The sequence below is a fragment of the Microbulbifer sp. MLAF003 genome (genome assembly GCF_030012965.1).
Classification (GTDB): Bacteria; Pseudomonadota; Gammaproteobacteria; order Pseudomonadales; family Cellvibrionaceae; genus Microbulbifer; species Microbulbifer variabilis.
Map to the genome: position 1 here is coordinate 1,802,923 of NZ_CP120232.1, position 21,323 is coordinate 1,824,245.

At 44.5% G+C, this 21,323-nt stretch carries 21 protein-coding genes; 11 read left to right on the plus strand and 10 right to left on the minus strand.

Annotated features, from left to right (window positions below; all coding sequences use genetic code 11):
• Positions 1–103 precede the first annotated feature (103 nt).
• Positions 104–415 carry a hypothetical protein gene (locus P3339_RS08760; protein WP_282953086.1) on the plus strand — a complete coding sequence of 104 codons (312 nt, stop codon included), beginning with the start codon at positions 104–106 and terminating at the stop codon, positions 413–415.
• A gap of 86 nt (positions 416–501) precedes the next feature.
• The gene (locus P3339_RS08765; protein WP_282953087.1) at positions 502–1,005 is read left to right on the plus strand and encodes a hypothetical protein; all 504 of its coding nucleotides are present in this window, start codon (positions 502–504) and stop codon (positions 1,003–1,005) included.
• A 202-nt stretch (positions 1,006–1,207) separates the two neighbouring features.
• Here P3339_RS08765 and P3339_RS08770 read toward each other — a convergent pair whose 3' ends face one another.
• Complete coding sequence (locus P3339_RS08770) at positions 1,208–2,710, minus strand: lytic polysaccharide monooxygenase (RefSeq protein ID WP_282953088.1); 1,503 nt, start codon at positions 2,708–2,710, stop codon at positions 1,208–1,210.
• Between the two features lie 1,149 nt (positions 2,711–3,859).
• On the opposite strand from P3339_RS08770, the gene P3339_RS08775 reads away from it, so the two are divergent.
• Positions 3,860–4,849, plus strand: coding sequence for a right-handed parallel beta-helix repeat-containing protein (locus P3339_RS08775; RefSeq protein WP_282953089.1), 990 nt, complete (start codon positions 3,860–3,862; stop codon positions 4,847–4,849).
• An 85-nt stretch (positions 4,850–4,934) separates the two neighbouring features.
• On the opposite strand, the gene ahpF is transcribed toward P3339_RS08775, so the two are convergent.
• Complete coding sequence (gene ahpF / locus P3339_RS08780) at positions 4,935–6,485, minus strand: alkyl hydroperoxide reductase subunit F (protein WP_282953090.1); 1,551 nt, start codon at positions 6,483–6,485, stop codon at positions 4,935–4,937.
• A 75-nt stretch (positions 6,486–6,560) separates the two neighbouring features.
• The gene (gene ahpC, locus P3339_RS08785; RefSeq protein WP_282953091.1) at positions 6,561–7,127 is read right to left on the minus strand and encodes an alkyl hydroperoxide reductase subunit C; all 567 of its coding nucleotides are present in this window, start codon (positions 7,125–7,127) and stop codon (positions 6,561–6,563) included.
• 381 nt (positions 7,128–7,508) lie between these two features.
• Between ahpC (P3339_RS08785) and P3339_RS08790 the strand changes: the two genes are divergently transcribed.
• The 3 genes from P3339_RS08790 to P3339_RS08800 all read left to right on the plus strand — a co-directional run bounded on the left by P3339_RS08790 (position 7,509) and on the right by P3339_RS08800 (position 11,342).
• Positions 7,509–10,265 (plus strand): Gfo/Idh/MocA family oxidoreductase, encoded by a 2,757-nt coding sequence (locus P3339_RS08790; protein ID WP_282953092.1) that lies wholly within the window; start codon positions 7,509–7,511, stop codon positions 10,263–10,265.
• On the plus strand, positions 10,220–10,876 hold the full coding sequence (locus tag P3339_RS08795; protein ID WP_282953093.1) for a Gfo/Idh/MocA family protein: 657 nt from the start codon (positions 10,220–10,222) through the stop codon (positions 10,874–10,876). Before P3339_RS08790 ends, P3339_RS08795 begins: the two co-directional genes overlap by 46 nt.
• A 193-nt stretch (positions 10,877–11,069) precedes the next feature.
• Positions 11,070–11,342 (plus strand): hypothetical protein, encoded by a 273-nt coding sequence (locus P3339_RS08800; protein WP_282953094.1) that lies wholly within the window; start codon positions 11,070–11,072, stop codon positions 11,340–11,342.
• An 823-nt stretch (positions 11,343–12,165) separates the two neighbouring features.
• On the opposite strand, the gene P3339_RS08805 is transcribed toward P3339_RS08800, so the two are convergent.
• Both P3339_RS08805 and P3339_RS23395 read right to left on the minus strand, forming a co-directional pair.
• Positions 12,166–12,435: a glutathione S-transferase family protein gene (locus P3339_RS08805; protein WP_282953095.1), complete on the minus strand. Its 270-nt coding sequence runs from the start codon at positions 12,433–12,435 to the stop codon at positions 12,166–12,168.
• On the minus strand, positions 12,372–12,842 hold the full coding sequence (locus tag P3339_RS23395) for a glutathione S-transferase (RefSeq protein ID WP_353056897.1): 471 nt from the start codon (positions 12,840–12,842) through the stop codon (positions 12,372–12,374). Before P3339_RS23395 ends, P3339_RS08805 begins: the two co-directional genes overlap by 64 nt.
• 321 nt (positions 12,843–13,163) lie before the next feature.
• Between P3339_RS23395 and P3339_RS08810 the strand changes: the two genes are divergently transcribed.
• The gene (locus P3339_RS08810) at positions 13,164–14,258 is read left to right on the plus strand and encodes a Gfo/Idh/MocA family protein (RefSeq protein ID WP_282953096.1); all 1,095 of its coding nucleotides are present in this window, start codon (positions 13,164–13,166) and stop codon (positions 14,256–14,258) included.
• 174 nt (positions 14,259–14,432) lie between these two features.
• Here P3339_RS08810 and ahpC (P3339_RS08815) read toward each other — a convergent pair whose 3' ends face one another.
• Entirely contained in the window at positions 14,433–14,999 is a 567-nt protein-coding gene (gene ahpC / locus P3339_RS08815) for an alkyl hydroperoxide reductase subunit C (RefSeq protein ID WP_020413219.1), read from the minus strand.
• Positions 15,000–15,225: 226 nt separating this feature from the next.
• Between ahpC (P3339_RS08815) and P3339_RS08820 the strand changes: the two genes are divergently transcribed.
• The 4 genes from P3339_RS08820 to P3339_RS23400 are packed head-to-tail and all read left to right on the plus strand — an operon-like array spanning position 15,226 to position 17,718.
• The gene (locus P3339_RS08820) at positions 15,226–16,542 is read left to right on the plus strand and encodes a DUF2157 domain-containing protein (protein ID WP_282953097.1); all 1,317 of its coding nucleotides are present in this window, start codon (positions 15,226–15,228) and stop codon (positions 16,540–16,542) included.
• The gene (locus P3339_RS08825) at positions 16,539–17,033 is read left to right on the plus strand and encodes a GDYXXLXY domain-containing protein (RefSeq protein ID WP_282953098.1); all 495 of its coding nucleotides are present in this window, start codon (positions 16,539–16,541) and stop codon (positions 17,031–17,033) included. The genes P3339_RS08820 and P3339_RS08825 overlap by 4 nt, the downstream gene beginning before the upstream one ends.
• 56 nt (positions 17,034–17,089) lie before the next feature.
• The gene (locus tag P3339_RS08830; protein WP_282953099.1) at positions 17,090–17,494 is read left to right on the plus strand and encodes a hypothetical protein; all 405 of its coding nucleotides are present in this window, start codon (positions 17,090–17,092) and stop codon (positions 17,492–17,494) included.
• Positions 17,495–17,499: 5 nt separating this feature from the next.
• Positions 17,500–17,718, plus strand: coding sequence for a CPBP family intramembrane glutamic endopeptidase (locus P3339_RS23400; protein ID WP_353056898.1), 219 nt, complete (start codon positions 17,500–17,502; stop codon positions 17,716–17,718).
• A gap of 180 nt (positions 17,719–17,898) precedes the next feature.
• Here the strand turns inward: P3339_RS23400 and P3339_RS08835 are convergent, their stop codons facing one another.
• The 4 genes from P3339_RS08835 to P3339_RS08850 all read right to left on the minus strand — a co-directional run bounded on the left by P3339_RS08835 (position 17,899) and on the right by P3339_RS08850 (position 21,273).
• Positions 17,899–18,252 (minus strand): hypothetical protein, encoded by a 354-nt coding sequence (locus tag P3339_RS08835; RefSeq protein ID WP_282953100.1) that lies wholly within the window; start codon positions 18,250–18,252, stop codon positions 17,899–17,901.
• A 911-nt stretch (positions 18,253–19,163) separates the two neighbouring features.
• Positions 19,164–19,868, minus strand: coding sequence for a 2OG-Fe(II) oxygenase (locus P3339_RS08840; RefSeq protein WP_282953101.1), 705 nt, complete (start codon positions 19,866–19,868; stop codon positions 19,164–19,166).
• A 447-nt stretch (positions 19,869–20,315) separates the two neighbouring features.
• A complete protein-coding gene (locus tag P3339_RS08845) occupies positions 20,316–20,900 on the minus strand; it encodes an exopolysaccharide biosynthesis protein (protein ID WP_020413213.1) in 585 nt (194 codons plus the stop codon).
• 13 nt (positions 20,901–20,913) lie between these two features.
• Entirely contained in the window at positions 20,914–21,273 is a 360-nt protein-coding gene (locus tag P3339_RS08850; protein WP_282953102.1) for a hypothetical protein, read from the minus strand.
• Between the last annotated feature and the right edge of the window lie 50 nt (positions 21,274–21,323).

The following is a 21,323-nucleotide window of genomic DNA, read 5'->3' on the forward strand; positions in this document are numbered from 1 at the left end:
AGAAGCGTTTAAGACCCATGCGCTGAACTGTCTGGATAGTGAAAAATATGTATACAGTTTGAGGTTGTACCTTAATAAAGAGGGACTGGTCGAGTGGGTCTCTATGATCAATATTCATGCAGTACTCGATGGCAGGTCAATAATGACACTGTTCTCAGATTTAGATAGATTTCTTCGCTCTAACACAAACCTTGAACAAGTTGAATCTCTGCCCCTACAGGAAAGCATAGCGAGCCAATTGGAAGCTTCTGGATATTTTGGAGAGGAAGAGCTTGAACATAAAAGCAAAGGAGATTTTAGCTGGGCAGTAGAGAAAGAAGCCGCTCCCTCTGAACGCAAGGCCTGTGCCATCTCATATCTCATGCCGCCGGAAAAGATTGATTTGTTGGCCCAGCTGGCTAAAAAAACAAGGTAAAACTTACTGCGGTTTACTGCGCCATAGCATCAATTGCTGCAAGAGCTATACCTGGTTACAAAAAATTAACAGAAGTTATTCTGGCTATGGATGCACGAGGATTGTGCAGTCCTAATATACCTTTCGATCATATCGGCTCATTTTCAGAAACTACCAGTTTGGCTCTTCCTCCCAATGTTGTCTCAGCTGATATTATCGATGTTGCCGGAAGTTTGAATGAGCAGATTGACGCTGTGCTACTCAAGCAGAGACCGATGACAAAAAACCTAAGTTCTGATTACAACATGGAAGACATAACCCGTATGGCTGCTGAAGTTACAGCGCAACAAAGCTCTTTCCCGGCAGGTATAATTGTTTCAAACGTGGGGAATATGCGCTTTTTAGCAGATGAAATACGATATTTTGAAATACAGAAGCCAATGATTACATTAACTAATGGCATAAATCCGCTAATGGTAGTCAATTATACGACCTACCGAAACTCGGTTTTTATTTTTGGTTATTGTGAACCTTTGATAAGTAAGGAAAGTATCTCTAAGTATATCGATGAGTATATGGATATTGTTAATGAGTTAATCTCAGGTGTTTGATCTTCAATCAGCTAGGGCAGGGCATCTAGAAAAAACTGATCTGGCTGTATTTTGGCTACTTTTCTAGAGATTTTTAGGAGTGGGAGCGCCTAGAAATTTCCAATACCGTTACTAAGTTGCAACTTAGAAAGGGTTAAGGGGGCTTGTGTCAATTGTCACAAGCCCCCTAGGTTAATAAAGTAAAAGTTACTTGTTGGGTGGCTTAGCGCCACACTCCCCATTGCCCGGTTGTGCCAGGTTCTTCACCCCTGGTCCACCATCCAGCAGTCCATGTTTGGCCATTGTGGCTTACCTGATCACCTGCGGTGTAGATTTGGTTGCTATCCCAAGCTTGAATATTGGGATCAGTAGGATCAGTAGGATCAGTAGGATCAGTAGGATCAGTAGGAGATGATGGTTCAACTACAAAGGAGTAGACCTCGTCATCCGTAGTAGAGTTACTGCTTACCGTTAATTTGAAGCTCAACTCATGATGTTCATTGGTTAAGCTTGACGTATCAATTACCAGTGCACCACTAGGTCCGGTCGCTGTTTCAACAGGGCTTCCACTTACTTGTGACCACGCGGTATCAGTGATATCTCCTGTGCTTTCTCCCGGTGAGAGTACCAGTAAATCTCCGTGCTCCACCTTTGCTATGTCGAGAGGTTTTAAAACCTTGGGCGTGATAGCGGCTATTAACTCGCTTCCATTACTCGTGATAGTGAACTCGCCGGAAGCGCGAGAATCTTTGGAGTTGAAATAGTTTCCATGTAAATCACCCTGGAAATACATGTAGTGGTTCATCTCCTCATGCCAGCGGCCGATAAAGACATTTCCATTGTGATTTGATTGATACCAGCCGGTAACCTGAGAGGCGAGCAGTCTATCCCAATCATTTTTATTGTCTTCGGTAATTGCCAGTGAAAATGATGAATGTTCCTCACCATTTTTATTGAATACCTTGTAATTGACGGTGTCACCTACATCTACCGAATCGATATTAATGTCTTCTGGAATAAAGGTGTTACCCTGGATGAGGTATGGCTCCGTAGTACCGGGATCAGGTTCGGTAGGCGGCTCAACATCACCATTTACAATGGTGATATCACTACAGTTGTAGAAGCCTTCACCCGCTGCATCTTCTCGCTGCCAGCGTACAAATAAAATTGCATTACCCACTCTATCTTCTGGAATAGTAACATTCATGCGATATTGACTATTCACAACAGGCACATTTCCCACCTCCTGGATAAGCTCCAGGTCATCCCATGCAAGGGGTTGCGAAAGATCAGCGTTTGGTTTTGTTAGGAAAAATTGCCAGAAAGATGGGTTGTGTGGTGCTGTTGCGTGAAATACGTACTCGAAGGTTCCCGCACTGACTTCAACCCGGGTCCAGGCTTCAGTTGCTGCACCCATGCCCTTTTTCTGGGGGTCATTGGCATAACATAGAGTCCCATCAGGAATGGCATTTTTTACGGCTGTAAAATTATTGTAGTCAGGGATGTTGATAGAAAATTCATTGTGCTGCTGGAAAGGATAAGATCCAGAAATAGTTTTTGCCAGTGCGCAAGCGGGGTTAGGTGGTGTTCCAGACCAGATGTTTCCCTGGTCATAGCAAATTTTTTGCCTGGCCTTTGGGTATTCAGACCAGCCATGAGCTTGAACCTGCATACTGAAAGGCATTAGTAGCATTGTTGCAATGGCACATTTAGTTCTTAGTAGCATGAAATTACTCCAGGTTTCTATATCTTTCTTAGGCCCGTTTTTCTTAGATGAATAAAATTATTCACGGTTATGGTTGAACTGTTAGCAAGAAAATCTTGCTGTTTGAGCGGCTCCGTTAAAAGGGGTTAATTCGGCCTGTTTGGCATTTTAAAAATAATTTCTTAGCATAAACTGTGAAGCAAGTTGGCTTTTCTTTGCCTTGGAATCTTTTTTACTGTTTCATAGATTTGTAGAAAAAAATTCTTGGATAAATTTATGAACTCGTTCACTTACACTAATTGAACTGACCCTCAGCTAGGGTGAGGGTTCCCTTTGATAGATTAATTTTCAGTTTTTCTGTCCGTTTTCTAGAGATGATAGTGAGGATCAACTTCACTTTTAGGCATATCGCGACACCGTTATCTGTCATCAATCAATTGGAGAGGGTAAGGAGGAAGGGAAAAGTTCTGCCGTCTATGGTTAATTTAGATATATGTGCCGAAATATCTATATCCGGGTATGAGCCTCACTTACTGGGGTAATGGAAAACAAAAATATAGATTTATTCGCTTGAAATGAGTTTGCTGGCGTTTCTGGCTGAAGTAAATAGAGATAGGTTTTATAGGGGCCCGTTCTCGCTTTAACTGTGATCTGATGTTTTGATTGACCAGTATGGTGAAATTCTCTAAGGGTTGTTGGTCTAGATTAAGAAGTCTAATTGAACGGATTTAATTGTTTAAACGATGTGCTTTATGTTTTACTATCATTCCGCATGGTCCAGATTCGATTTTATATGTTATTCCTTCACCATTGAGATCATACCTATTTTATGAGCGGTGAAGTTTTGGCTGTCATAAGATGCTCCTTATAAAGTGAAGTCTTCAATTCGTATTTTGCTGCGTAATGATGTTTTTTGTGACGTTATAAATTTAGGGTGATCTTCTTGTATTTATTCTGATTTGACGCTTTTTTATTGGGCGGGTTTCAGGGCATGTCAAACATACAGGTCATACATGTAGAAGCAGAATAAAAACACTCGAATTCAGAATAAAAAATATATGTAGGTAATAATCTTCCAGGTGTTTTCAATCTACGCTGCTAGAACCCCCTATGGGGTTACAGACGGATTTTCTTTGGCGCTGAATGCCTTATCTATACAGGGAATTAACTATGAATCTGAAGAGTTTAAATCTGGCAGCGGGTCCTATATTTTCTTCTCTTATGGCGTGTGGGTTTCTTGTGCCACACCAAGCGTTTGCGGTTGAATGCGGTGATAGAATACTTACACCGACATTTCTGACAGAGGAGTTGCATTGTCCTCTAACAGTTGATAGCCCATATGCGCTTACTATCGTTGGGCCTTCTGGGTATTTAAGGATGCTCGGTGAAGGCAAGATAACTTGCGATAATTCTCTAGGTGCTGGAATCGCTGGGGTATTGGTAGAAGGTCTCTCTTCATTTGTAGCTGGCGGTGCAGTTGACGCTTGCCCTACAGGAATCATTTTAGAAGGGGTTGGTTCGCATTCTATTTTGAATACAAAGATTAGTAACTCAACATCGGATGGGGTTGAGGTAATAAGTGATTTTAATTTCATCTCTGGAAGTGAAATAATCGGTTCAGGGCCAGGATCTTCAAGTACAGGAGTGGCAATCACTGAAGGGGGAGAGTACACAACTATTAGCAGTAATTTTATAGATGACAATGGCATAGATGGTATAGCTGTTCGTGGTCAAAATTCACTGGTGACGCTAAATGAAATAGTTAATAGTGGTGTCAATGGATTATTGATAAATGCAGAAAATACCACGGTAACCAATAACTTTATCAGTTTTAATTTAGATGACGGTATTGATATAGAGACTGGCTTCAACACAATGTCAGGAAATGTTATCAGGGAGAATGGAGAGGATGGTATTGATGTGGATAATGTCGTAACCGGGAATTTAATCAATAATAATTATGTTATAGATAGTGTTGAGTTGGGGATTGCTATTGAGACAAATGCAGTAGGAAATACAATCAAGAATAACACGGCGCTGGGGAGTGGCATGTTCGACTTAATTGATGTCACAGAAAATGCTTTCTGTACCAATCAGCTGAATACCTGGGAAAATAATACAGCTGATTCCTCAAGCCCTGATTGCTTGAAGGGCTTGTAAGTTATTCAGTCAATTTTTGGCCTGTGCATATTGCTTTTTTACTGATTAGGGGCCAGCTTTTTGCTGGCCCTATTAATTATTATCATTACTCAACTGAAGATCGAATTAAGTAATCAAAAGCGCTCAGTGCGGCTGTAGCCCCTGCACCCATTGAAATTACAATCTGCTTGTAGGGTACGGTAGTGGCATCACCAGCGGCGTAAACGCCGGGGATAGAGGTTGCTCCGCGCTCGTCGATCACAATCTCACCCATACGGTTCATCTCTATATCGGTTTCCTTAAGGAATTCCGTGTTGGGTACCAGGCCAATCTGCACAAAGACGCCGGCCAGATCGAGCTTTTTGCTCTCGCCTGACTCTCGGTCAGTGTAGGCAAGGCCGTTGACCCTGTTGCCATCGCCCAATACTTCCGTGGTTTGTGCATTGACAATAATATCGATGTTGTCCATCAGCTGTGCTTTGCGCACCAATACTTCATCTGCACGCAGTTTATCGGCAAATTCTAGTACGGTGACGTGTTCAACGATGCCGGCAAGATCGATGGCTGCTTCGATACCGGAGTTGCCGCCGCCAATAACCGCTACGCGCTTGCCTTTAAAGAATGGGCCATCGCAGTGGGGGCAGTAGGCTACGCCCTTGGTGCGGTATTCTGCTTCTCCAGGAACGCCCAGCTCTCTCCAGCGTGCACCCGTGGCCAGTATTACTGAGCGGCTGGATAGGGTGGCGCCACTTTGTAGTTCAATGTTTACCAGCTCGTTGCGCTGTAAATTTGCTGCGCGCTGGTCGGTAATAATATCTACACCATATTCTTTAACGTGCTGCTCCAGGCTGGCTGCGAGCTTGGGGCCCTCGGTGTAAGGTACGGAGATAAAGTTCTCAATACCAACAGTGTCCATCACCTGGCCGCCAAAGCGTTCGGCTACCAGTCCGGTACGAATGCCTTTACGTGCGGCGTAGATGGCTGCCGCTGCGCCCGCCGGCCCGCCGCCAACTACTAGAAGGTCGTAGGGGGCTTTTTCATTCAATTCTCCAGCTTTACGTTCTGCGGAGCCGGTATCCAGTTTGCCGACAATTTCTTCAAGGGACATTCTACCCTGGCCGAAATGTTCGCCGTTTAGGTAGACCGCAGGTACGGCCATGATATTGCGTTGCTCAACTTCCTTCTGGAACAGCCCACCATCGATCATCTCGTGGGTGATGTTCGGATTAAGGGTGGCCATCAGGTTCAGTGTCTGAACAACATCCGGGCAGTTCTGGCATGAGAGGGAAATGTAAGTTTCAAAGTGAAATTCACCTTCCAAGTTACGCACTTGCTCCAACAGCTCGGGATCCACCTTGGAGGGGTGGCCACCAGCTTGTAGTAGCGCCAAAACCAATGATGTAAATTCGTGGCCTAGGGGAATGCCGGCAAAGCTTACACGGGGTTCCTCTCCAGCAGGGGCGATAGCCATGCTTGGTGTGCGCCTGGCCTGGCCCTGTTGTGCGGTAATCTTGCTAGAGAGCCCTGAGATTTCATCTACCAGGGTTTCCAGTTCTTTTGATTTTTCGCTGTTATCAGTGGACACACGAATCTCGATCGGCTTGACGATATTCTGCAGGTAAGTGTCCAGTTGTTTTTTCAGGTTTGCGTCCAACATCGGTGTGTCCTTTCTCTAACTAGTTCAGATTGGTTGTGGCCCACCGGTTGGTGGGCCGGGTCAGAGGTATTTGGTTTAAATTTTTCCTACCAGATCGAGGGAGGGTGCTAAGGTCTCTTCACCTTCCTTCCACTTAGCTGGGCAGACCTCCCCGGGATGAGCGGCGATGTACTGTGCTGCTTTGATCTTGCGCAATAGCTCGCTGGCGTCGCGGCCAATTCCTCCGGCAGTTATCTCGACAATCTGGATACGGCCTTCGGGGTCGATCACAAAGGTGCCGCGGTCAGCGATACCTTCCTCTTCGATCATCACTCCAAAGTTACGAGTGATGGTGCCTGTGGGGTCGCCAATCATGGGGTATTGAATCTTGCCGATAGTGTCGGAAGCGTCGTGCCAGGCCTTGTGAGTGAAATGGGTATCGGTGGATACGGAGTAGATCTCCACTCCCAGTTTCTTGAACTCTTCGTAGTTATCCGCCAGATCGCCCAGTTCGGTGGGGCACACAAAGGTGAAGTCTGCGGGATAGAAGAAGAACACCGCCCACTTGCCCTTAACATCGGCGTCGCTGATATCCAAGAAGTCGCCGTTCAGGTAAGCCTTGGCGTCAAAGGGCTTTAGTTGGGATTCGATGTAACGTGACATGGATAACTCCTTACTCATCACTGTCTTGTCAGTCGTTGTCTTTGGAACGGGATTTATACTATCGATCTATATATTTTAATAAAAATTATTAATGTAAATATCTGTGATAGTTTTTTTCAATCATTAATATGGAGCTGATTGGTCTGGGCCAGAGTTAAGGATTTCGGAATACTTCTGTTAAGCCAAAACTGTCAGAAGTAGTTTTATTGATGCCCGCTTGACACTTCCGGAATAGGGAAGTGTTAGATCGCTAAAGTGGTCATTGCTTTTTAAGCCCAAGGGGCAAAAAAGGCTTGGGTTCTAAATGGAAAGACGCTAGCAATGAATTAAAGGAGCAAGCCGGATTTCTGTGGATCTGGGTGGCTTTGGACTGACAAGAGGTTGAATGTTGCCGCTATGAGTCCGAGTGTGGTGCATGTCACAGTAATTGGAGTTGGTCTGCCTGGAGAGTCAATCGGGTGGCTGCATCTTTTGCAGCTGATGAAAATGCCAAATGTAGTGGTAGATGCCGTTGTTGAAGAGTACTGGCTATCAGGTAATGTCGCATCTTCCGATAAAGGAATGGCATTTCAAGAGGAGATGGCAAGACTCAGGGCCCAATTTGGTGACTTTAAAATCTATTCTTCATTAGATCAATTATCTAAGGTAAATCATTCCTATAAAAACTTGGCTGTGATCTCGGTAAGAACCCAGTCAACGAAAGAGATTTTTGAATTTGTAATAGCCAAAGGGTATAGGAATATTTACTTGGAAAAGCCTGGTGCTGACTCCCTGGAAAAATTGCGTGAAATGGAGAGGATTGCCGATGAGAAGCATGTCAATGTTGTAGTTGGTTATCAAAAGCATATCGCCAGCTACGTCAATGAAGCTGAGAGAGTTAATGCGAAATGGAAGCTGAAGTCTAGAAGTGTTGGATTTATTCACCACAACCCGCATCCCGAGGCCAATTTAGAAAGCGTCTTCAGGCAAAATGCCGAAGGAATGTTGCTAAACCAATGCTGCCATGAACTTGAGCTCTGTACAGCAAAGTGGAATCTCGCTCCTCACAATATTGTTGATGTAGTGGTAAACCGAGATGAAACATCACAAAAGCGATTTGGCGATATAGAGGATTTCAAGAAGCTTTCTTTTACCCTGAAAACCAACTTGGGCGTTAGTTTTTCCTTTCTGGCTACCCGTTGTGAAGGCGTAGAAAACTGTATAGTGATGCGAAAGGGGCTTGGAGGCAGACCCATATTTATTCGGCAAGCTATGCCTGACAAGCTTGATCGCGCTCTTGAGCTTACAAGAAAAGAAAAGGGGGCGATGTGGTATTGCTACCTGTTTGAACAGGATTATCGTGACCTGAAGCGGCTTTTTATTGAATCTATTCTGGGTGACGATGATGAGAAATACCAGAGCTTACCGCGATTACAGCATGCATGTAGTGTTCTTGAGTTAGCCGCGGTGATTGAGCCCAGTATTAAGGCGCAAGTGCGAGCAGACAAAAACCATCACTCTATCGTTCAAGTTTCAGACACTGTATGTCAGGCTCCGACCAACCAGAGAATTTGGTACCATCAAGGACTGTTTGATCCCGGCAACCAGTTTCTCATTGAACTCCTAAGGCCACCAAAGAACAGAATTATTTGCTGTGTTGATGACAAGGTATGGGAGTTGTATGCAAGAGATGTCAATGAATGGGAAAAATCCGTTGGGGTTAAATTTATTCCAATCGTAATGAAAGGCGGTGAACAGTCAAAAAATATTGATAGTCTTTTAAAGATGATCGATGAAATATGGAAGGTAAACCCTCTGCGTTACAGGGAGCCAATCGTAGCGATGGGGGGAGCGGTAACTGACACGATTGGGTTTGTTAGTGCGATATGGAGACGTAATACACCTTGGATACGTATCCCAACTACCCTAATGGGAATGATTGATTCATCTATCGGCATTAAGGTTAGCGTAAACCACAATATCAAAAATGGGATTGGTGCATTTCACAGTCCCTTGCATACCATAATTGATCCTACCTTCTTAAAAACTAATCCACAGCGAGTGCTGAAAAGTGCAATTGGTGAGATGATCAAAGTGGGTGTAGTTTTTAATAAAGATGTACTCGATATTCTTTCAGAGCAGGGTGCATCTCTATTGAAAAACAAATTTTTAGATCCTGATGGCCTACCCGGTGATATATCCTATAACCTGCTGATAAATTGCATCGACGCCATGCTTGACAGTATCGCAGGGGACTTGAAGGAAGAAAATTTATCAAGGCCGATGGACTTTGGCCATACTTTATCCCGATGGTTGGAGCGTGATGAGGCCTTTAGGTTGATGCATGGCGAAGCTGTAGGCATTGATTGCCTGTTTACTTCACTGGTAGCTGAGCAGATGGGGCTGATATCCAAGGCAGAAGTTGAGTTGCTGTTTGGTATTTACGTGAAGTTGGGGCTTGCAGCTAGTGTGAAAGGGCTTAGCCTGGACGTTTACAAAACTGCGATAACACAGATCTCGATCCATCGCTCAGGTACGTTACGAGCGCCTCTACCAGCACCCCTTGGAAGGTGCATATGGGTTAACAAGATAAAGAGCAAACATCTGGAAAATGCTTGGAATAATCTGCAGGAGAAGCTTTTCCACCACCCAGAGTTATTATTGGATCCTGATACGATAGAGGACGAAGAAGGCCTGATTGAGGGTGTAGAAATTGCCAGCGTTTACAATCGGGAGAAGTTTGCGGCCCAAAAACTTCGTTGGGGATTTATTGGTTGTGGAAGGATTGCCAATGACTTTGCGATAGTGATCAATTATATGGAGTCTGCTGAAATTCATGCTGTGGCGGCAAGGGACTTGAATCGAGCAAAAGATTTTGCGAATAAACATGGAGCATGTCGAGTATATGGAAGTTATCTAGAGTTAGTTACTGATCCAGACATCGACATTGTATATATTGCAACTATTCCCGAGTTACATCGACAGCACGCTGAGTTAGCCCTAATGGCAGGGAAGCCGGTTCTTATTGAGAAGCCGTTAGCGCTTAGCGTCGAAGATGCTATAAAGATAAAAGAGCTCGCCAATAGAAAGGGATTATTTTGCATGGAAGGCATGTGGATGAGATTTTTCCAGCTATCGAGTATTGTAGAAATGTTATAAGCAATGGAGATATTGGTAAGGTATGTCAGCTTCGTTCAGATTTGAGTTTTGATTTGCTTCAAGATGAAGGGCTCCAATCTCCAAAGTGGCAAGTCGGGGCTGGTATGGATGCTGGCGTTTATCCCGTTCATGCCGCGCTGATGGTATTGGGTAGGGGTACATCAGATTTAGAATTCTCAGGAATGATTGACGATTATGGATACAGAGAGGATAGTGCTGGATTAATTTATGCGCACTTTAATTCTGGGGCAACGGCGGTGCTGTCATGGAGCCACTTGGTAGAGGGTGCGGAAGAACTGGAAATCTATGGTACTGAAGGGAGAGTAAAAGTATACCCTCCGGCGCATTGCCCGACAAAAGTCTCAGTGACTAGAACCAAAGGTGATCGAAGGACTAGTAACGATAATAGATTATTTGAATTTCCATTACCAAGAATTAGAGGTAAATTTTATTACCCCAACTCGGAAGGCCTGTATTACGAGGCCCGAGCTGTTCAAGCCTGTCTGGAGGGTAAACTGATTGAGAGCCCACAACTTCCTCTAGATAACTCCATCCAGGCGATCCGAATGATTACTGAATGTGACCAATATATTAAAAGAAGGGCTGCGTGAGTCGCGGTATCTACTGGTTTGGGTTGCTGTCTTGCTATGGGGCTCTATTTCTACTGGGCTTTATAGAGGTATATAAAGCTCCAATTTACCCGAGAATTTTGGATTTTTTTCTATTTCACCAACGAAGGGATCTACTTTTTTCTTTCTGTCTACTTTTTCTGCCTTACTTATGACTTTATCTGGGGCATTATGGGTGAAAAAAGTGAGAGTGATCTCCGGTCTGGCGCTATTCGTGATGTTTATGGGGGTGGGCTCGTTTCTGTCAGGTATCTCTGAATATATACACTCATTTGCGGTGCTTATATTGGGAAGTTTCCTTTTTGGTTTGGGTGCCGGCGGTAGTATGGTACTGATCAATGTGGCGATTCCACTTTTTGTGCCTGAAAATCTTACCCGGCAAGGTTATTGTGGATTGCATAGTACATATGGAGTCGCTTCCGTCTTATCCCCCTATTGCCTGGATTAATGTACAAGTTCCACTTTGGGTGGGAGGGTGGATTCTATTTATTTGGAGGGATTTCAGTAGTCATTCTGCTTCTTATCCTGGGCGGTCTACTTAAAAGGAAGGGGGAGCGGCGAATAGGAGGTGGAGAGATAAACCCAGGTGCCTATCGAGTGGAGACAAGGCGCGAGCATGAGCCTAAAGAATGGTGGATTGCTATCGGCGGTGGATTGATAGTTTCTGCATATAATGGAGCAGAGCACATCCTCGCTAGCCGACTGGTGCTTTTTCTAGAGGATAGAGGGGGTGCCTGGGCTGCTGATGCAGATATATTATTATCAATTTTTTTGGTTTGCTGTGCATTGGAAGAATCTTCTTCACTTTCGTACTTCTCCGGGGAGCGCATTATTTTGGCTAATTGTTTCATTTGTTGGCACAGCTGTGGCATTTTTTCTTGGTTATTGGCTTAGTCCTTTATGGCTGCCGGTTTGCGGTTTAACGTTATCATACTTGTTCCCCTACCTGATGGAGTGGTTGGCTCAAAGCTCAAGAAACCCTCCATTTACTGTTTCGTTTTCATTGGGATTGGGAGGTGTATTTCTGATTTTTGCACATGCTATGGTGGGTTGGCTGAACGACCATTACGGTATAAGTATAGCTATTAACGTTGTCCCGGTATTTCTCACATTGGGAGTGGTATGTTGTATACTTATGGCGTGTATAGAAAAAAATAAATCGCACAAATAATTAAAAGTTATGTGGGGCATGCTTCGTAAAGATTTATTTATTTAGTCTACAGAAGGCAGTTGCTATTATATTTTTTAAATTTTGTTAACTCACACTGAATCTAAGATCGTAGGTCTTTGATGATGATTCCAACTTTCTTCTCAAGTTCTTCATACTCAAATACTCGCCACGGTTCGTTCAGAGCCTCCTTAATCCACTGCCTTAAGTGAGGTAATTCTAAGATTCTATTGACGTAGTGCTGAGATATATCAGCGATAGGCAAGTTGTAGTTATTTATTTTAATTGCCACAGGAGAGAAAAAGGCATCTACAGCAGTAAAATTTTCGCCTGCCAGGAAGGGGCCGCCAAACTTTTTAGGCCCTCTTGCCATAGTCTATCAACTCTAATGATATCCTCTCTAGATTTCTCAGGTAAGTGTTTTAATTCTACTTGTGTCGCACAACTAAGAGATTTACTATTAAAAAATTGCAAGCTTGAATGCATCTCACAGGTCGCACTGCGGGCCCAGGCTCTTACAAGTTTGTTTGTTGGCCATATTTCTGGAAAGGCTTCAGCCAAGTATTCCACAATCGCTAGCGAGTCCCAAATCAGGGTGTCTTCATCTATAAGGCATGGTAGTAATCCCGTGGGAGAGATTCTGCTAAATTTTTCCCGGCTATTACCTTGTTCAAAAGTAATTAGCCTCTCACTAAATGGTATTTTTATTTGTTGCATAAGAAGCCAAACCCTTAGGGACCAAGAAGAATAGTTCTTGTTGGCAATTATTAATTGGTACATAGATATTTCTCCATTGTTTTCATTTTTGGGCCCTAAGCTGTGTTGCTGTTGTATATTGTCTTGATGTATATAAATCAACCGGAAATTATTTATATGATTTATAGTGTGTTTTTAGCTTCACTTGGCAGAAGAATAGCCGGTCATCAATGATGTGTTTGAGATTGGCTTTATAGTCGGTAATTTATATTATTTATTTTCTTTATACGTTTCTGTGACAGATTACTTATAATCTATGTGGTTTTGTTTAAATTCGTTCATTGTACTCACAGTAAGGTGAGAATGTTGTAGGTATTTGGATCATGATTTCAAGGAAATTGTTTTATGAATCCCTATGAGTCTGATTCTGGATATGTTGTTACTCCATTGGATAATCTTCCCTTAGGAGTAGATCGTAAATTCCGTTGGGGTTTTATTGGGTGTGGCAAGATTGCCAATGATTTTGCCTTGGTGCTTAATTATCTGGAGTCAGCAGAAATTTACGCAGTATCAGCACGCAATATTGATCGTGCAAGGGCATTTGCATCATCTCATGGGGTCGAGAAATTCTATGGCAACTATACAGAATTAGTAAATGATCCCCTGGTAGATATTGTCTATATAGCCACTATCACTGAATTTCATGCGGATCATGCAAAATTAGCTCTGAATGCTGGGAAACATTTGTTAATAGAAAAACCTATAGCTCTTTCGGCGGGTGAAGTCTCTATGATTAAGAGCCTTGCAAAAAGAAAAGGACTTTTTTGCATTGAGGCCATGTGGATGCGCTTCTTTCCCGTAATGGAATATTGTAGAAATTTAATTAAGAGTGGCGACCTTGGGGAGGTGGAACAAGTCCGAGCAGATTTAAGCTTTGATTTGAAGCGTGATGAAGGTTTAGATTCGCCGACCTGGAAGTCTGGTGGTATTTTTGATGCAGGTGTTTATCCAGTCCATCAAGCTCTAATGATATGTGGAGATCATATTAAGAATAGTGAGTGTGCGGGGGTTATTGACTGTTATGGTTTTGGCCAAGTTGGTGCTGGAGTATTACATGCCTACTTTGGAAAAACCTTAACGGCAATTGCGACCTGGAGTATTTTATATGAAGGAGCTGAAGAGATGGATATTTATGGTTCGAAAGGACGGATTCGAGTGCACTCTCCTGCCCATAGTCCTACACGTGTTACAGTAGTCAAATATGGTGGGAGTCGTCGGAAGCCAGAAAACACTATTATAAAGCTGGAGTTCCCCTTACCATCTATTGAAGGCGAGTTTAACTTCCCGAGTTCAGAAGGGCTATATTATGAGGCTGCCGCTGTACAACGGTGTATTGCTGCGGGTTTAACAGAATGTCCGCAAGCTCCTCTGGAAGAATCGTTACAAGTAATAGAGTTGCTTATAAGCTGTGATCGCATCATTAAGAGCAAGGCAAGCTGAAGATTAGTGTTGGTTGCATTTAAGGGTACTCCTGATGCCAGGCTGTTTGAGAACGTTAGAAATTTGCTTCTTCCTTGATTCTCAAACTTCCAGCAAAGATTAGATTCAGTTAATGACAATGCCCACCAAATGGTGGGCAAAGCCAGTTCCAATCCTGTGAGGGTTTGGGAAATCTTAGATCTTTCCTACTAGGTCGAGAGATGGTGCTAGGGTTTCTTCACCTTCCTTCCATTTAGCTGGACATACTTCGCCTGGGTGTGCTGCGATGTACTGAGCAGCTTTAATTTTGCGCAGCAGCTCGCTGGCGTCACGCCCAATACCGCCTGCGGTGATCTCAACGATCTGGACACGCCCTTCTGGGTCGATCACAAAGGTGCCTCGGTCAGCGATACCTTCCTCTTCGATCATCACGCCGAAGTTACGGGTAATGGTGCCGGTGGGATCGCCGATCATCGGGTATTGGATTTTTCCGATGGTATCGGAAGAGTCGTGCCACGCTTTATGGGTAAAGTGGGTATCGGTGGATACGGAGTAAATCTCAACACCCAGTTTCTTGAACTCTTCATAGTTGTCGGCCAGGTCGCCTAGCTCAGTGGGGCAGACAAAGGTGAAGTCGGCAGGATAGAAAAAGAATACAGCCCACTTGCCTTTGACATCGGAATCGCTGACGTCGTGAAACTCACCGTTTTGATAGGCCTTGGCGTTGAACGGCTTGAGTTGGGATTCGATGTAACGGGACATGGATAGCTCCTTTTGAAATTCCGTTGTTTGTCTGTGTTCTTTGATGGTTTAAATGCTATGGGTTGGTCAACTTTAATAGAAATTAACAATTTAAATGCCGCAGATAGCCTTTGACTATCTGCGGCTGTTCATTGAGGGTAAGGGCGACTTTAGGGATACTCAGTGCTGACTCAGGGTGCGAGTAGTAGATCGCACCGGGATGGATACTTTTCCGCAGGATAGTGGTATGCGACTGATTCGATTGTTAAAGCACGACCTGGCACAAGAGACTGGGGAGTGGGTAGATGATGGATTGATCAGTGAGGCGCAGGCCGAGTTGATCTGTGCTCGCTACGAGGTGGACTACCACAAGGCGCGCCAGCGTTCCCTTGGGTATAACGTATTGGTGGGCCTTGGCTACTTGTTTATTGCCCTGGCATTAATCACTTTGATAGGCGCCAACTGGGATGAGATTCCCCGCGCATTGAGAATGGGAGGTTTGATCGCCCTCACTGTCGCGACCCAGTGTGCTGCATTGCATGTATATTTCAAGCGCAACCCCCGTGCAGGCGAGGGGCTTTTCCTATTGGGGAACTTCTTTTTTGGTGCCTCGATAATTCTTATCGCCCAGATTTATCACTTAGGTGAGCATATGCCCGATGGGCTCTTGTGGTGGGCGCTTGGCTGTATCCCATTTGCCCTGATTACAAGGAGCCCCTGGATAGCGCTACAAGCCAATATCCTTGCGCTAATTTGGTTCTACCTGCAGGTAGTGATGGGATATTACCCAGCACTATTTCCGTTATTCATTCTTGTTTCCCTTTTTGTTCTGCTACGTGGACGGGCGAGTGTTTTATTGCTGCTGGTGATACTGGGAAGCATTGGCCTTTGGATTGAATACTCACTGGCGGAGATCTGGCGCATACAAGAGCAGGGCTTTAAGCTGGCTCTGCAGGCTGAGAGCTTACCGGTGGCAATTGCTTTGTTTGTAATGCTGTATGTATTCAGTCATTGGCTGGCCTTGAAGCAATCCTCCGTAGCTCGGGATTATTCGGCGGTAATCTCCATTTGGTGCTTGCGTTTTGCGTTGATCACCTTATTGGTTTTCAGCTTTGAATCTCCCTGGGAGTCCTTGATTGAAGCGAATTGGGATCATTTGTGGTCCATGTGGCTGGTGGTTGCAGCCATGGCTGCAGTAACCGTGGTATTGGCGATGCCTACGCGAAGGTTGTTATCCAGTAGTGCCCTCCTTGTTTTGTTTGCTGGAGTCCTGGCTTTGGTAACTACCATTGATAATATAGATCTGGCAATTTACCTGCAGGTGGCTGCCAACTTTGCCTTGATTGGCAGTGGTATTTGGCTGATATATCGCGGGGTTCACGATGGTATTTCACATTATTTCTTCATTGGAGTGGTGGCGATACTGCTCACCGCCTTGTTACGTTATATCGACCTTATTGGAGATTACCTGGGGGCAGCTCTGATTTTCATCCTGTTCGCCGGCCTTTTGTTGGGGGCGGCCAAGTATTGGAAGTTCCATCAGGGCAGGGAGGAAGCACGATGAAGAGGGGGGTCTTCGCCTTAGTTGCAGCGATTGCTGTACAGTTTTTGATTCTTGCTGGCCTATACGTGAAGGCTCAGGTACCGCTTTGGTTTGGCGAGCCAATTCGGGTTAAGACTATCCCGGTGGACCCCCGCTCCATGTTCCGAGGTAATTACGCCCGCTTGAACTATGGCTTTTCCGAGATTAAGAAATCGGCACTGTCTGCTGGCAGGCAGGTGCGCCAGGGAGAGGTGGTTTATGTCTCCCTGAAGAAGTCTCCATCAGGACTTTATGAATTCTCTTCGGCGAGTTTTGATAAGCCCGATGAGGGTATATTCCTGAGGGGGCGTATATCCAACACAAGGCCTTGGGGTAATGACGATAGCTATCGTGTTAAGTACGGCATAGAGGCTTACTTTGCTCCCAAGAAAAAGGCGCTGCAGCTTGAGAAGGATCTACGAGAAGGGGGTGGCAGAGTTAATGGTGGCGCCCAGTGGCCAGGTAAGCCTTAAAACCGTTGTTGGTGAAGAGCGGGCTGGCGAGCAAGGGGGTTGATGGAGCATGTCCTGTGTCGGAAGACAAAAATTCAGTGTTTAAGAAGACAGCGGATAAATTGAGCAGCAGACAAATTTTTTCTGTCATGATGTGGATTGAGGCAGGGGGTTTGCTATTTGCCCTTGTTGCGATTGGCTTCTCCGGTATTGAACTTCCTATAACTGGCGACTCTCCATTTTTGTCAGTAGTTTGGGGAGTCTGTGGGGCACTATTTAGTTTTACCGCTGTTGTAATTCTTACCCGCTCTCCTACATCTTTCGGTTGTACGCTGCGCGGCCACTGTGCGCAGCTGACTCAATTATTCTCAGGAATATCTACTACGCAGATTATTCTGTTGTCTATCGTTGCAGGTATTTGTGAGGAGATTTTTTTCGGGGATTTCTACAGGTATGGCTATCACAGCTCAGTTCCCCTTTAATCGGGTTGCTGGGTGCTTCACTAATTTTTGCCTTTCTGCATTGGGCATCATTTACATATTTCCTGCTGACATTTGTTGTTGGATTGGTTTTGGGGGTTGCTTATCAGCAGACAGGCAGCTTATTGGGGGTGATTATTTGGCATGCAGTTTATGACTTGCTCGCACTCATGGTACTTTCAAAATATCCTCGTATGTTAGGCCTGGAAGTTCCACTGGACAAATAGAGATTTGGGAAACTATTTGTCTGGGGCAGCACCTTCCGTCTGCCCTGGAGAAAACAAAAAAATTATTTAAATACAGGTGGCTTGTTGATCGATTTTAGGCCTGATGATTCGATTTTGATTATGCGGTAGCCAGTTAACAATAGGGAAAATGTTAATTTGGACCACCGCATAAATATATTGTTATACAATCTCAAAAAAGCCTATGATCTGTTCATCATTATTTAAATTTTGGACGTAGAATCTCCATTTGTTATCTTCGCCGCGCACCCCAAAACAGCGGGCAAGGCTGTCGTAGAAGGTAGTACCTCCTTTCGCGAGTACTTTTTTCATCTTTTTGGGTCCTGATACTCCATTCATTTTAAAGCCCGTAACCGAAAGCCTTCTTTCGAGCTTTACTGGAGCAGGAATATCTACCTCTTCTTCCAGTTTATCCCTTTGTTTAGAACCATTCCAGGTTGTCCCTGAACTAGTATCACCGGCAACATGCATGACTGTAACGCTATGTCTTGCGTCATCGTGAAATTTAAGGGTCATTCGGCAGCCGCTAAGGTGCGATGTCATAAAGTAGGGAGGGCTCTTACTATCTAAAGTTACTGATACGGCTGATTTACGAGCCCAGGTCATATAAGTCGCTTTTTTTCGGATTTGTCATCCTTTTTCATCAGGATTATATTTGGGTCCCTGAATACAAAGTCGATTCCGGTTTGATACACTCCATTCTTAATATCAAATTCCTGAGTATTGAAATCCAGTTTATACTTTTTGAAGGCCGTCTCAATATCGTTGTCCAATTCGCTTAAGAAATCGTCATAACTTGGCATATCTCTATTTCCTTTTCGTTAGATTTTAACTATGCGCGATATCCGGTTGTTCGCTAAGATGATAGTGTTTATAGATTATTCAAATGCAGGTCGATAGTCGACGATTTCTTCATTTCACTAGATAATAAAATTAATTTGATAACTGATAGTGTAATGTAGCTTCGAATCTTGAACTTAGCATGCCAATTTTTTGGTAACTACCTAAGTTGGCGAATTAAGCAAAAGTTCCTTATTTACTCCTTTTTTGCTCCACATTTCTTACACGATTTGTGGTTCTTCAGGTATTTTCGATGCCCCAAAGGGCTTATTCACTTAAAGGCTAATCTATGATTTGCTGGTAGGTTAATGATTGCTGGCAGAAACAGCTTGAGCGAGATCAGCTACTGATCATTTATTGTCGGTCAATACACTTTAGTAGTGTGGAGGCGGGTTCAGGAAGGATCTGTCTCGCTTCTTCAGCGGAACATGAACTGTCTTTGTACATCTAGCGAGTTGTTTACTGAGTGAGGAGGCGTATTCTGTTGATATTGGAGGAGGTGCCGCACAGGTTGGGGTGGCCGGCAAGCCCTAAGACGTTCACTTAAAAAAAGAAAAGTGGCCAGTAAAAACTGGCCTTTATCTGAATTACTTTGCCGCACCATATATTTGCTCTGCCCGATTGAATAGGACCCAAGAAGTTAATATATACTTATCTCCTGATTTGGGTACGTTACCCCTATGAGTATGGGTAAAGCCTGCTGGAGCAATCACCATTCGGCCAGCTTTGGGCTTTACTGTTTTATTTTGGTAGTGAAATTCAGTATGCCCACCTTCATCAACATCATTTAGATAAAACATAAACAAGAGGACGCGATGCAAGGCCTCATTGTGCGGCATTTGTGGAAAAACTTCACTGTGCCAATAGGGGTAGCCACCTTCCCCCTTATTGTATTTCTGGGCGTTAATATGCCCTAAGCGGAACAACTGCTGCATCAAAATATGTGCTTGCGGAGCGCCGACTTCTTCATAATTATCCTGGGTGAGTTTAACCGGCTCCCCCGTTTTGGGGTGGATGACAGTAAGTCCAAAGGTACCTATAAGCAGAAAGTAATACTTTTTAAAGTACTCGGTTATATATTCTGAGGTATAGTCAATGGTTTGCGCTAAGATATCTTTAAATTCAGAGTGTTGATTTAAATAGATATCTTTGCTTAGTTTTTTAGACGGGTCGACGCCTCCTCCGGTTACTCCCTGTACTTGCCTGCTTGGGCTGCTCTCAAAAAGTTTGATCACCTGCTGACAGAAATCTAAGGGAAGGGCATCATCATATACTTCGATAAAATCTGTCATGTGGGTTGTCCAATGAAACTGCATGTTAGGCGCTCAAGTTTAGGATTGCTAACAGTAGGGGTCAATAGTAAATACAATTTTGTTTGTATCAGGCCAATCTATTTATAAGCTTGTTTTTTAAAGGCTAATTCATATCGGGTTTGTTTTTGTTTGTGTCATTAAGCGGGGGATAATTTTTTAGAATTGATGAAATGTACTTTCTGACATGTTTGGGTAAGGTCGTGTTGGTAATAGTGTGTTACTGGTCTGGTTTGATGGTGTGTAAGCTATTTTACGTTAATCACCGCTAAACTTGATGTTTAAAATTGAAAACTCATTCATGCGTGTTTGAAAAAGCTTATGCTGGGCTAAGTTTTTAGAGTTGAGTTTAATAAATCCGTTAAAAGCGACAAGCCTACAATTATAATACCGGTGCATAAGACGACGGTGCAGATGGCTCAATATTTGTCAAAGTAGGGTATGGGCGAGAAGCCAGGTGAGTAACACGGTAATTATGCAGGCAATCAGTGCGAGCAGGCCATCGTGGGTAACGAGCGCCAGACCGAAAATGGTGAGGGCAAAACCTGCTGTGGTTGCGGAGAAGGGCACCAGTTCCAGTAGTGGTATGGTTAATGCAATCAGTGAGCAGATAGTGCCTATCGCATAGGTGCCACTGCGCCGCACCATAAAATCCAGGCGCGGCCGCATCCAGCGGTCGGCAAATGCTGCTGGCCGCCTCAGCCATTGTAAGGCGTCATTCATTTTTTTCCGCGAGATGGACCGACTCAGTAACCACTGTGGCAACCAAACGTGCCTACGGCCCAGCAGCAGTTGTATAGCGACGAGCAATAAGAGAGTGGCCATTACGGTAGATAAGCCGGGTACTCCGCTTAGGGGAGAGAAGAGGATTAACCCCACTAATAGCAGGAAGGGCGCGAATGACCTGCGCCCGATGGATTCCAGTACCAGCTGTAGGGAGATGCGCTCGGTGTGCTGGCAACTGGATTTTATCTGATCCAGTAACTGGCTAAGACCGGTAATCTCTTGTGACATGATGGGCTAGCCCTCAGCGCCCTGGCACACAGAGTTTCGCCGTGCCCCGTGCGCAGCTTCCCTGGCACTCAACTTTCTGTTTGCTATCGCGCCCAACCAGGCCACCCCTTTGTTTTGAACACCAGACTTTGCCGAGGTAGTCTTTGGTGCAAAACCCTACACCACAGACAATATTGCCATTGATATCAGAGAGGGCTCCACCTCCGGAGTGAATAGCGCAATAGACATTTCCATCGCTATCTCGCGCACACTGGCCGGGGCCGCAGCGCTTCTGTTGCTGTCGATCTAGGCGACAGTCTGCCATGGAGGAGCTGGGAAATAGGGCCCAACAGATAAAAAGTAAAGGGGTGAGAAGGCGCACAGACAACAACATAGTGCTTACCGGAAAGCGGTTACCTATTGATAGTCTGTGCCCCTGTGGCG